Here is an 11,437-nt window from a genome sequence, read left to right as displayed (position 1 = left end):
GGCCAATATTTCGATCAAGAAAGCGGGCTGCACTACAACCGCCATCGCTACTACAATCCGGATGTTGGTCGTTACCTGACGCCGGACCCGGTGAAGTTGGCGGGTGGGATCAATGCTTACCAGTACGTGCCCAATCCTACGGGATGGGTTGATCCGCTGGGCTTAAATGGATGTCCAGATGAAAAGGGATGCAAACCCTCATCTGGTTTTCAAGAACCTTCAGCACAAGCGTCAATTAAAAAATCAGAACCCGACCCTCCGATTTCAAATAGAGATGAGGAATATCTTTTTCGGGGAGACAAAACACCTCCGAACGAGGTATTTAAAAACGGCTTCAAAAGCAAAGGCGATAGTGAGGATCTATATTTACACGCTGTTGACAGTGCTGACCCACCAAGTAACTTTATTAGTACATCGCCTCTCCGCGCAGTGGGAATTACCTTTGCAACTAGCTATGGAGATAAAAAGGGTTACTTGTATACGCTTAAGAGCATTGAGGGTCATGACATAAACCTAGAGCTAGGCAACCAGACGCCATACCCCAAATAAAAAGAATTTGCTATTCACCACAAAGTAAATCCAGAAGATATCATAGGGGCTACACCGGTCAAAGCTGATGGAAGTTATGTAGGCTATTCGATTCCAAATCCAAACAGGAAATAAAATGAAAACGCAAAAAATACCTGCAATTATTGACAATAAAAAAACAGAAGTAACTGTTAAATATGACATCGCAAAATTAATTATGGTATTTTCAGAAGCTGATAACTTTAAAACGATTTACGAAGGTATAGACATGTATGTGTGCCTTGCAAAAATCAGGGCAGACTTCCCCCATATCACCTTCCTATGCAAAGGTGCAAAGCGAAACGTTAAACCTTCAAGAATGGCATCTCAAATGAGTTCAGGCCTTGTAGCATACGAAATGACTCTAGGTAAGCAAGCAACTAACGAAGATATCGTCCACTTGTTCGACTATGAAGAAGAAAACCTTACAAGTAACCCACAAGAACAGGTTGAATTTTTCAAACAATGGTTAGCATCACTGCGTGCTCAAGACTATGAAAAATTCAACTAAGTCTTTTTCATATGACTCCTCCCTGATTTCTCACGCTGTGGCGAGCAGGCTTGCCCTTCGTTGGGCCGCGAAGCGGCCCAACGAAGGGCAGTGAGTTTTTTCAGGTAAAGCAGCATTTATCTGTTTTGGGGCTGCTGTGCAGCCCAAAGCAGGGCAACCCTGCTCACCACAAAAGGGTGTCCATAAGCGAAAAATCACTACTTCGAAAGCTCCATAATCATCCGGCTAAGCAGATAAACCCGCGGGGCCACACTCCACGCGAATCGCTTGGACTAGCTCAATTCAACGGGATGGACCACAGTAAAAATCCGATACTCAAACTGGAATTACCCGGAGCAGGACGAGGCTATCGCCCTAACAAAAAAGACATTGACAGCCCAGCCCTTAATGAAAATCCAAATTGGTTCGAAGTGAAATTTGATAAAAAAGATGGGACCAGACCATTCACTGCTTATCCAGTCGAGAAAAGATAATGTTGAAAAACCCATTCTTAAATGAGCCATTTGACCCTAGCCTAAAATGGTTTATTAGTGTATTTGATGTATATGATCGAGAGCAGGGGCTGGGTCTAGAACTGGAAAAATACGACCCAAACAATAAAGCCGATCGAGCGTTTCTCATAAAAACTCACGCCTTGAATTTAAGCTACCTTTCTTACAGGCACAAATACGCTTTGATTAAGGCCCTGGAAAATAGTCTGAACGATGAGAGTTATGACTTCCAAGGCTTATTCGATATAAATGAAGATGAGGCCACATCATGGCCACGAGAAGAATGGTACAAACTTGAAAACCCTAAAGGCTTCTTAGAGGATGTCCATCAACTCGCTCAGATAAGTTGGAAAGACGACCTCCAAGAGGCCAGCCTAGAAGATCAGTCAACTTGGTAACACCAACACTGCTATCCAAGGCAACACCGCCCCTCCCCTGTGGCGAACAGGCTTGCCCAGCACTGGGCCGCGCAGTGGCCCCAGTCTGACCGATGGGGATTTTCAGGTAATCAGCACTGCCAGTTCTTGGGCTGCTGCACAGGGCAAGCCTACTCGCCACAAAAGCCTGCCCACCACGACAAAACGCTCACTCGGCAGAATGAGGGCTCCCCCAAACGCACTGAATGAGCCCCCCACGCCTATCACCGCTTCGAAAGCTCCATAATCATCCGGCTAAGCAGATGAACCCAACACCTTCCGCCAACTGGCGCTGCTGGAAGGCTTCGACCCAAAGGAAACCAAGGCCTACCACTACCAACTCGACCACCTTGGCACCCCGCAGGAACTCACCGCTCCGGATGGCGAGATCGTCTGGTCCACGCATTACCGCGCGTGCGGTGAAATCAGCCGTCTCGACATAGGAAAAGTCGACAACCCCCTGCGCTTCCAGGGCCAATACTTCGATCAAGAAAGCGGGCTGCACTACAACCGCCATCGCTACTACAATCCGGATGTTGGTCGTTACCTGACGCCGGACCCGGTGAAGTTGGCGGGTGGGATCAATGCTTACCAGTACGTGCCTAATCCGACAGGATGGATAGATCCGTTAGGACTGAGCTGCAAGATTGGAAATTGCCCTGGCAGCGTATTAGACACACATGAAAAAGCAGGTGGACACCTAATTAAAAAGCATGTTGCCCAGACGCGACCACAACTGGCTGCAAGGCTCAATTTGGAACCACATATTCCTGCAGCGTCCACATTCAAAAATCAAGAGGAAGCGGAAGCCCTAGTATCTAAGAGCCTAAACACTCACCGGCATGAAATTTTAAAATTCTTAGAGGGCAAAAAGGACAAATACACAATCTACGATAGCTCTAGCCAAGCCGTTGGCGTGAGTATTATTAGAGGTACTGAAACCCCCATACCTGTCTACAATTTCATTCTTGTTCTGAAAAGAAAACCTAAGATGCCGGATGGCTATCTATTACTCACGGGATACCCAGAAAAATGAACATTCCATTGACAGAGCTGCAACAATTTCTCGGCGCTTACTTTAACCAGGACTGGACAGCGGAATACTCATCCGCTGACGAGGCGATTGATTCGTTCCTACTTGACTCACCAAGAGACATAATAATTACTGTAAGAAAAGAAATTTTAGATTTAATTAAAACCTACACAGATGAGCCTACCTTTCAAAGTAATTTACTTCACGAGCAGCATTGTTATTACTACTACCCAAATCAATGGGATTCAGGACAATCATGGCTGAATCACATTATTGTGAAATTCGATGAGTACTTGGTCAAAGCAGAAAACCCTGTTTAAGAACAACACTGTGGCGAGCAGGTTTGCCCTGCACTGGAGCGCGCAGCGACCCCACTGCAGGCAGTGAGTTTTTTCAGGTAAAGCCGCATTTATCTGTTTTGGGGCTGCTGTGCAGCCCAAAGCAGGGCAACCCTGCTCACCACAAAAGGGTGTCCATCAGCGAAAAATCACCACTTCGAAAGCTCCATAATCATCCGGCTAAGCAGATAAACCCGCGGCGCCACACTCCACGCGAAGCGCTTGGACTAGCTCCATTCAACGGGATGGACCATAGTAAAAATCCGATATTCAAACTGGAATTACCCGGAGCAGGACGAGGCTACAGACCAAACAAAAACGACCCAAACAATCCAACTTTCAACCCTTCAATGAATGGTGCAGAAATGAAGTTTCGTGAGGACGGCACGCCTTTTACTCTATTCCCCATTAAGGAGTGAAAAAATGCTATTTCACCCCTCTTCCGAGCACATACCTTTCGACGCCAGCTTGAGTTATTTCGTAGGCATTTTTGACATTTATGATAGGGAGGAAACCAAGGGAAAAGCGCTTGCCCGTTTCAACCCTAACGAAAATAGAGACAGAGAGTCTCTCATACTTGAATACTGCCTAGACCCCTTCAACAAGCTTTCCTATCGCCACAGATATAAACTAATAGAGAATTTACTTAACGCGCTAAACACTGAGGCGTTTAATTTCCACTCTTACTTTGAAGACGACCCAGAGTCGTATTCAAAAATGGCCTGGGACGAAACAGAAATAACCGACCCCCGAGGCCTCTTCGCCGAGATCTATCGGCTAGCCAACGAGGTCTGGAAAGACGACCTCCAAAAAGCCAGCCTCGAAGACCAGTCAACTTGGTAACACAAACGCTGCTCTCCCAAGCAACCCGCCCCTGTGGATAGCGAGCTTGCTCGCGTTGGGCGGCGCAGCGGCCCCATTCGGGGCAGTGGGTATTTTCAGGTAAATCAGGATTGTCTGTTCCAGGGCTGCTGCGCAGCCCAACGCAGGGCAAGCCTACTCGCCACAAAAACCTGCCCACCACGACAAAACGCTCACTCGACAGAATGAGGGACTCCCCCGAACGCACTGGATGAGCCCCCCACGGCCATCACCGCTTCGAAAGCTCCATAATCATCCGGCTAAGCAGATAAACCCGCGGCGCCACACTCTCCACCTCCGCATACTCCTCCGGGGTGTGAATATTCCCGCCGACAATCCCAAAACCATCCAACGTCGGCGTCCCTACCCCAGCCGACAAACTTGCGTCCGCCGCGCCACCGCTGCCCTCGATCGTCAGCGTCTTGCCCAACTCCCCATAGATGCCCTGGGCGATCGCAACCAACTTGTCCGACTCTGGCGTCTGCGGCATCGGTGGCAACCCACGCTGCAAGCTGGTCTTCACTTCGGTTTCAGGGATCAGCTTGTTCGCTGACACGCGGGCCAGGTCTTTCTCGATGCGGTCAAACTCCTCTGGCAACGCCGCGCGCACGTCCGCCTTGGCCGTGGCCTGGTCGGGGATGACGTTGGTGCGGTCGCCGGCCTTGATGACGGTGAAGTTGATGGTGGTTTTCTTTTCCTCGTCGCCCAGTTTGCCCAATTGCAGGATCTGGTGCGCCGCTTCCATGGCGGCGTTGCGGCCGAGCTCCGGGGCGACGCCGGCGTGGGCCGCCTTGCCTTTGACTTCAACCACGGCGGTGGCGCTGCCTTTGCGCCAGACCACCAGGCCATCGGCTGGGCGGCCGGGTTCGAGGTTGAGGGTGACGTCGTGGGCCTTGGCGGTTTGGCGGACCAGCTCGGAGGCAGCGTCGGAGCCGGTTTCTTCGCTCGCGTCGAGCAGGAAGGTGATCTGCGCGTAGTCCTTGAAACCCTGGTCCTTGAGGACTTTGAGCGCGTAGATGCCGGCGACGATGCCACCCTTGTCATCCATCACGCCAGGACCATAGGCGCGGCCGTCCTTGATATGGAACGGACGCTCGGCGGCCGAGCCTTCCTTGAAGACGGTGTCCATGTGGGCCATCAGCAGGATCTTGGCCTTGCCGGTGCCTTTGAGGGTGGCAACCACGTGACTGTTGTTGGCCGCTTTATCCGGCACCAGCTCAATAGAGAAACCCAGCTGTTTCAGTTCATCCACAGCAATGTCGCGCACTTGCGTCAGGCCCGGCTCATAGCCTGAACCCGAGTCGATGTTCACCAGGCGCTCCAGCAATTTCAGGGCGTCGGCCTTGTACTGCTCGGCGTGTGCCTGGATCTGTTTATGGGGTTCGGCGCTGTAGGCCGGCACGCTGACGGACAAGGCCAGGGTGGCAGCCAGGAGGGTACGGGAGAAGTTGAAGAGCATGAACCGATCCTTGATTGTTGTTGGAGGGTGCCGCCACACCCTACCCCACTAGACCGATCGCAACCAACTCCCCTGTACGGAACTGACGCGGTTTCGCCCGCTGCTCTTGGCTTCGTACAACGCTTGGTCAGCGTCATTCAACCAGCTAGTCGAATCCGCATGGCTCGGCTGATACGGCGCCAGGCCGATACTCAAGCTGACGCGCAGGGTCGGGTCCTGGGCGTAGGCCAGGGCGTTGAAGCGGTTGCGCAACGCATCCATGACTTCGGTGGCACGGTTAAGGTCCATGTCCGGCAGGATCACGCAGAACTCGTCGCCACCGTAACGCCCGGCCAGGTCGGTGGCGCGCAGGTTCTGGCGAAGTACTTTGCCCAGTTGGCGCAGGACAATATCGCCGGTGACATGCCCGTAGGTGTCGTTGATGACCTTGAAGTGATCGATGTCGATCAGCGCGATGGCGGCGCCTGCCGAACCGCGGCGGCAGCGTTGGAATTCGAGCTCCAGGTGGTCTTTCCAGGCACCGTGGTTGAGCAGCCCGGACAGGCTGTCCGTGCGGCTTAGTGCCAATAGCTCGCGTTTGTGGCGTGCCAGGGTTACCGCCTGGCGGTAGCAGATCCAGCCCAAGGCCAACGGATACAGCATCAGGATAGGCAGGCAGGCGTAGAGCTGCACCTGGGTGGTCACCGCAATAAAGGCCGGGGCAAACATCCACAACGACGTGCCGATACCCAGTGCCTGCGCCACCCATCCCGCCAGCATGAAACGGGGACCGCCAATGGCGACGTTGTTCATGGTCATCATCGACAAGGTGGTCACGCTGGGCAGCGGGTTGAGGTGCATGGCGCCAACCCAGAACCCACCGCAGAACGAGTCGAACAACAGGTTGCGCCGTTCGCTGCGCAGGGCGTTGGCGCTGCGCAAGGACAGTTGAAACGCCACGTGCGGCCACACAAACGCGTTGATCAGCATCCACGCCCACACCCACCAGGCGGGGTCCAGAGGGTACATCCCGAACACCACGCAAACAAATCCGAGCGTCAACCCGAGCGTACGGGATTTGTACAGCCGTGAAGCGAGCGGAAGTCCGTTTCCTTCTGCAGCTGACATGGTGGGGTGAGATCCTGAGTGAATGCCTGGAGTCTATCAGGGGACCGGCAATTCGCCACTACCACTCATAAGCTTGAGGCCCTCAGTGAGCAAAGCCTCGCGCCAGCATCAGCGCCACGCCCAGTAGCATCACGGCGGTGATGCGCTGCAGCAATACGCGGCGCTGAGGGTTTTGCAATACCTGCTTGATACGCTGGCCAAAGTAGCAATACAGGCAGCCGCTGGCGAATTGCAGCAACAGAAACGTCAGCCCGAGGATCGCAATATCCACTGTCGAACGGTGCTCCCCGGCCCCGGCAAACTGAGGGAATACCGCGCTGAACATGATGATGGTCTTGGGGTTGGAAAACCCCGTCAGCAACCCCTTGCGAAACAGGCTGCGCGCGGCTTCCACATGACCAATCCGCTCGATCACCACACCGTTGCTGGTCCACTGCTTGTAGGCGAGGTGAAGGATGTAGGCCACGCCGATCACCTGGATTGCCTGGGTGATGGACGGGTTGCCCTTGATCAATTCAGAAAAGCCCACCGCAAAAACCAGGATCGAAATCAGGTACGACACACTGGCCCCGATCTGCGCCGGGATCGAACTGCGCAAGCCGTCGCGCAGGCCCAGGCTCAAGAGCAGCAGGGTCATGGGGCCGGGACTGAAGGTCATGGTGGCGCAAAACAGCAGGAAGTAGAAAAACGAAGAGAGGGTTAACGCGCTTGTCATGGCCGGGGACCTGGAAAAGAGAGCGAGCAGTCTAGGCAGCTGGCATTGCACTGGGCAGGTGAAGTGAGGCTTAATCCGCCCAAACTTCACCGGTAAAATCACCGGCAAAGACAAGGAAGCCGCATGTTCGTCAAGGCCATAGCCTTCGTGGTAGGCACCTCCAAGGTGCAGCAGATCGTCGAGGCTTTCAGCCAGGCGATCGAAAGCGGTGAATGGGCACCGGGCAGCAAGCTACCCTCGGTGCGCGAACTGACCCAGGTCCTGGGCGTAAGCAAGTTCACGCTAAACGAAGCCCTCGACCGCTTGCGCGGGCGCAATCTGCTCACCTCCAGCCAAGGTCGTGGCTATTTCGTGGCCGCGACCAACACCCATGCGGCCTCGACGAACTGGGTTGAGTTGCTGCCTCAAGACCTGCTCAGCGTATTACGGCGCCCCCTCGCGACGGTCTACGGTGACCTGCGCCCCGGCAGCGGCCACTTGCCCGAGGCGTGGCTGGACAGCGACGCCATTCGCCAAACCCTGCGCAGCGTGGTGCGGGCGCCGTCGCTGCGCATCGCCGAGCTGGGCACACCGGCCGGGCTATTGCCGTTACGCCAGGCCCTGCAACAGAAACTCCACGGCGAAGGCATGTCGGTGTCGGTCGAACAGATCATTACCACGCCCAACACTGTACAAGGCCTGGACATGCTGATGCGCCTGCTGGCGCGCCCCGGCGACACCGTGCTGCTCGACGCACCGTGCTACTTCAACTTCCACGCCAACCTCGCGCTGCACGGGGTCAAGGCGGTGACGATCCAGCGCCGGCCCGACGGTTTCGACTTCAGCGCCCTCGAACAACTATTGGCTGAACACCGCCCCAGCCTGTACCTCACCACCAGCGTGCTGCAGAACCCGACCGGCCACTCCTTCAGCCCCAGCCAGGCGTTTCGCCTGCTACAACTGACGCAGCAATACGCTTGCCATATCGTCGAAGATGACCTCTACGGCGACCTGCACCCCAGCCCACCACCGCGCCTGGCCGCCCTCGCCGGCCTGGACCAGGTCACCTACCTGTCGGGTTTCTCCAAGACGCTCAGTGCCAACACCCGCGTCAGCTTCGTGGTTGCGGCGCCGCAACTGGCGGCCAACCTGACCAATATGAAGCTGATGAGCGGCGGCGTGACCTCCGAGCTGTTCGAGCAGATCGTGTACCGCATGCTCAGCGAAGGCAGCTACGCCAAGCACCGCAAGCGCATGGTGCAGCGCTTGATGGAGGCCGGTGGACGGGTCGAGCAATGGCTCAAGCGTTGCGGCTGCGAATTGCCGATGGGCTACGAAGGCGGGATGTTCATCTGGGCGCACCTGCCACCCGGCATCAACGGCGAGCTGCTGGCCCAGGAAGCGTTGAAAAAAGGCATGGTGCTGGCGCCGGGAGTGCTGTTTGGCTATGACCCGGCACACCGCGACTCGATGCGTTTCAATGTGGCCCACAGTGATGAGCCACAAGTACAACAGCTATTCGAGGCGCTGTTGCCCAAGGCGTCACACGCCCCGTGAGCAGGCGGTGATTGATCACCGACGTACGCATCGCGTTGCGGGTGATCCCCCGGCATTTTTGCGTCGTCGTGTATCTCCCTATCGCCAGATACACTGCAATACAAAGGGCACAAGGCAAGGCCCTCGCCAATGGCTAGACTGCGCCCCTATGAGTATTTACGAGGAAGGCAGCATGGATCATGTCGATCACATCCTGATCGTCGATGACGACCGGGAGATCCGCGAACTGGTAGGTAACTACCTGAAGAAAAACGGTATGCGCACCACCGTGGTTGCCGATGGCCGCCAGATGCGCAGCTTCCTCGACACCACTCCGGTGGACCTGATCGTGCTGGATATCATGATGCCCGGCGACGACGGCTTGCAGCTGTGCCGCGAACTGCGGGTAGGCAAGCACAAGGCCACGCCACTGCTGATGCTCACCGCGCGCAATGATGAGACCGACCGTATCATCGGCCTGGAAATGGGCGCCGACGATTATCTGGTGAAACCCTTCGTCGCCCGTGAATTGCTCGCACGTATCAACGCGGTGCTGCGCCGCACGCGGATGTTGCCGCCAAACCTGGTGGTCAGCGAGACCGGACGCCTGATCCGTTTCGGCCGCTGGCGCCTGGACACCACTGCCCGCCACCTGCTCGACGAGGACGATACCCTGGTGGCCCTGAGCGGCGCCGAATACCGCCTGTTGCGGGTATTCCTCGATCACCCCCAGCGCGTGCTCAACCGCGACCAGTTGCTCAACCTGACCCAAGGCCGCGATGCCGACCTGTTCGACCGCTCCATCGACCTGCTGGTGAGCCGCCTGCGCCAACGCCTGCTGGATGACGCCCGCGAGCCGGCCTATATCAAGACCGTGCGCAGTGAGGGCTATGTGTTTTCCTTGCCGGTGGAAATCCTCGGGGCCGATCAATGAAGCTACGGTTTGGCTGGCCACGGCCCCTTGCGTCGCAGTTGTCGCTGATCTTCCTGATCAGCCTGGTGTGCGCCCATGGCCTGTCCTTCAGCGCGCAGTTCTACGAGCGCTATATCAGCGCGCGTACCGCCATGCTGGGCAATCTGGAAAACGATGTGTCCACCTCGGTCGCCATTCTCGACCGCTTGCCCGCCAACGAGCGCCCCCTCTGGCTGCCACGCCTCGACCGGCAGAATTACCGTTACCTGCTCAATGCCGGCGAAACCGGCGAGCCGATGAGCAGAGACGATATGCCCATGGCCGCGACCTCTATTGCGGACGCGCTGGGCGAACACTACACGCTGACCTTCCGTGACATCCCCGGTATGCAGAAGCACTTTCAGGCGCACCTGACCCTGGCCGATGGCAGCCCGATCACCATCGACGTACGCCCCGCCGCCCTGCCCGTCGCCTACTGGCTACCGGTGGTGCTGGTGCTGCAACTGGCGTTGCTGCTCGGCTGCACCTGGTTCGCCGTACGCCTGGCCATCCGCCCGTTGACCCGCCTGGCGCGCGCTGTAGAAACCCTCGACCCCAATGCCCACCCTACCCCACTGGACGAAAAGGGCCCGACCGAAGTCGCGCATGCCGCCGCCGCGTTCAATGAAATGCAAAAACGTATCGCCGAATACCTCAAGGAACGCATGCAAATACTCGCGGCGATTTCCCATGACCTGCAAACCCCGATCACCCGCATGAAACTGCGCGCCGAATTCATGGAGGACTGCACCGACCGCGACAAACTCTGGAGCGACCTCGGCGAGATGGAACACCTGGTGCGCGAAGGCGTCGCCTATGCGCGCAGCGTTCATGGCGCCACCGAAGCCAGCCACCGGATCAACCTGGATGCCTTCCTCGACAGCCTGGTGTTCGACTATCAGGACATGCACAAGCAGGTCAGCCTCAATGGCAAAAGCGCGGTGGTACTCGACACCCGCCCGCACGCCCTGCGCCGGGTGCTGGTTAACCTGGTGGACAACGCATTGAAGTTCGCAGGCAGCGCCGAGCTGGAAGTGGGCTCGACGGCGAACGGGGAACTGTCGATCAAGGTACTGGATCGTGGGCCCGGGATCGCCGAAGACGAACTGGTGCAGGTGATGCAACCGTTCTACCGCGTGGAGAGCTCGCGCAATCGCGGCACCGGTGGCACCGGTCTGGGCTTGGCCATTGCGCAGCAACTGGCGGTGGCAATAGGCGGCTCATTGACCTTGAGCAATCGGCCGGAAGGTGGCTTGTGTGCCGAGATTCGCCTCGGGCTCTAATTTGAAACTGGGTTAACAGGCGCCCCGCAGGCTCCCTTCTTACTGATAACATTTAACCGCTGACGGCGCCGCTAACCCATAGACCTAAGATAGTTATCGCACACTAAAAAATGGCACTAGCATAGGTGCAACATCGTTCAAGTATCGCCACAACACTCCCTCCCCCCTCGCTTCGCACCCTGGAAATAA

11 protein-coding genes and 1 pseudogene are annotated in these 11,437 nt (G+C 56.2%); 9 read left to right on the top strand and 3 right to left on the bottom strand.

What is annotated here, in order from left to right; all coding sequences use genetic code 11:
* From CQ002_RS28165 to CQ002_RS16950, 6 genes and pseudogenes are all read left to right on the top strand, one after another.
* A partial coding sequence (locus tag CQ002_RS28165) for an RHS repeat-associated core domain-containing protein (protein WP_280523402.1) occupies window positions 1–549 on the top strand: 549 nt, incomplete at its 5' end.
* 115 nt (window positions 550–664) lie between these two features.
* Window positions 665–1,078 (top strand): hypothetical protein, encoded by a 414-nt coding sequence (locus CQ002_RS16970; RefSeq protein WP_105162444.1) that lies wholly within the window; start codon window positions 665–667, stop codon window positions 1,076–1,078.
* Window positions 1,079–1,550: 472 nt separating this feature from the next.
* Window positions 1,551–1,967, top strand: coding sequence for a hypothetical protein (locus tag CQ002_RS16965; protein WP_234010319.1), 417 nt, complete (start codon window positions 1,551–1,553; stop codon window positions 1,965–1,967).
* A 283-nt stretch (window positions 1,968–2,250) separates the two neighbouring features.
* Window positions 2,251–3,021: pseudogene (locus CQ002_RS16960) on the top strand (RHS repeat-associated core domain-containing protein); the annotation flags it as partial.
* On the top strand, window positions 3,018–3,338 hold the full coding sequence (locus CQ002_RS16955) for a contact-dependent growth inhibition system immunity protein (RefSeq protein WP_105162447.1): 321 nt from the start codon (window positions 3,018–3,020) through the stop codon (window positions 3,336–3,338). The pseudogene CQ002_RS16960 and the gene CQ002_RS16955, both read left to right, overlap by 4 nt.
* 441 nt (window positions 3,339–3,779) lie before the next feature.
* The gene (locus CQ002_RS16950) at window positions 3,780–4,199 is read left to right on the top strand and encodes a hypothetical protein (protein WP_105162448.1); all 420 of its coding nucleotides are present in this window, start codon (window positions 3,780–3,782) and stop codon (window positions 4,197–4,199) included.
* 247 nt (window positions 4,200–4,446) lie between these two features.
* Here the strand turns inward: CQ002_RS16950 and CQ002_RS16945 are convergent, their stop codons facing one another.
* From CQ002_RS16945 to CQ002_RS16935, 3 genes are all read right to left on the bottom strand, one after another.
* A complete protein-coding gene (locus CQ002_RS16945; RefSeq protein WP_105162449.1) occupies window positions 4,447–5,676 on the bottom strand; it encodes a M20/M25/M40 family metallo-hydrolase in 1,230 nt (409 codons plus the stop codon).
* Window positions 5,677–5,724: 48 nt separating this feature from the next.
* The gene (locus CQ002_RS16940) at window positions 5,725–6,783 is read right to left on the bottom strand and encodes a diguanylate cyclase (RefSeq protein WP_105162450.1); all 1,059 of its coding nucleotides are present in this window, start codon (window positions 6,781–6,783) and stop codon (window positions 5,725–5,727) included.
* Between the two features lie 82 nt (window positions 6,784–6,865).
* Entirely contained in the window at window positions 6,866–7,498 is a 633-nt protein-coding gene (locus CQ002_RS16935) for a LysE family translocator (RefSeq protein ID WP_034106432.1), read from the bottom strand.
* 123 nt (window positions 7,499–7,621) lie between these two features.
* Here CQ002_RS16935 and CQ002_RS16930 point away from each other — a divergent pair, with 123 nt between their 5' ends.
* The 3 genes from CQ002_RS16930 (at window position 7,622) to CQ002_RS16920 (ending at window position 11,248) form a co-directional block, all read left to right on the top strand.
* Window positions 7,622–9,034 (top strand): PLP-dependent aminotransferase family protein, encoded by a 1,413-nt coding sequence (locus CQ002_RS16930; RefSeq protein WP_105162451.1) that lies wholly within the window; start codon window positions 7,622–7,624, stop codon window positions 9,032–9,034.
* 172 nt (window positions 9,035–9,206) lie between these two features.
* A complete protein-coding gene (locus CQ002_RS16925; protein WP_069078725.1) occupies window positions 9,207–9,947 on the top strand; it encodes a response regulator in 741 nt (246 codons plus the stop codon).
* Window positions 9,944–11,248, top strand: a complete 1,305-nt coding sequence (locus tag CQ002_RS16920) for an ATP-binding protein (protein ID WP_105162452.1) — start codon at window positions 9,944–9,946, stop codon at window positions 11,246–11,248. Before CQ002_RS16925 ends, CQ002_RS16920 begins: the two co-directional genes overlap by 4 nt.
* The last annotated feature ends 189 nt before the right edge of the window (window positions 11,249–11,437 follow it).

This window comes from Pseudomonas sp. MYb13 (assembly GCF_002980075.1).
Taxonomy (GTDB): domain Bacteria; phylum Pseudomonadota; class Gammaproteobacteria; order Pseudomonadales; family Pseudomonadaceae; genus Aquipseudomonas; species Aquipseudomonas lurida.
The sequence above is the reverse complement of the archived record's forward strand: the minus strand, read 5'-3'. Positions and strand labels throughout refer to the sequence as shown.

Excerpts from the sequence above, each read along its gene's own strand:
- CQ002_RS16970 (WP_105162444.1), top strand. The coding sequence starts at position 665 with ATGAAAACGCAAAAAATACCTGCAATTATTGACAATAAAAAAACAGAA.
- CQ002_RS16965 (WP_234010319.1), top strand. The coding sequence starts at position 1,551 with ATGTTGAAAAACCCATTCTTAAATGAGCCATTTGACCCTAGCCTAAAA.
- CQ002_RS16955 (WP_105162447.1), top strand. The coding sequence starts at position 3,018 with ATGAACATTCCATTGACAGAGCTGCAACAATTTCTCGGCGCTTACTTT.
- CQ002_RS16950 (WP_105162448.1), top strand. The coding sequence starts at position 3,780 with ATGCTATTTCACCCCTCTTCCGAGCACATACCTTTCGACGCCAGCTTG.
- CQ002_RS16945 (WP_105162449.1), bottom strand. The coding sequence starts at position 5,676 with ATGCTCTTCAACTTCTCCCGTACCCTCCTGGCTGCCACCCTGGCCTTG.
- CQ002_RS16940 (WP_105162450.1), bottom strand. The coding sequence starts at position 6,783 with ATGTCAGCTGCAGAAGGAAACGGACTTCCGCTCGCTTCACGGCTGTAC.
- CQ002_RS16935 (WP_034106432.1), bottom strand. The coding sequence starts at position 7,498 with ATGACAAGCGCGTTAACCCTCTCTTCGTTTTTCTACTTCCTGCTGTTT.
- CQ002_RS16930 (WP_105162451.1), top strand. The coding sequence starts at position 7,622 with ATGTTCGTCAAGGCCATAGCCTTCGTGGTAGGCACCTCCAAGGTGCAG.
- CQ002_RS16925 (WP_069078725.1), top strand. The coding sequence starts at position 9,207 with ATGGATCATGTCGATCACATCCTGATCGTCGATGACGACCGGGAGATC.
- CQ002_RS16920 (WP_105162452.1), top strand. The coding sequence starts at position 9,944 with ATGAAGCTACGGTTTGGCTGGCCACGGCCCCTTGCGTCGCAGTTGTCG.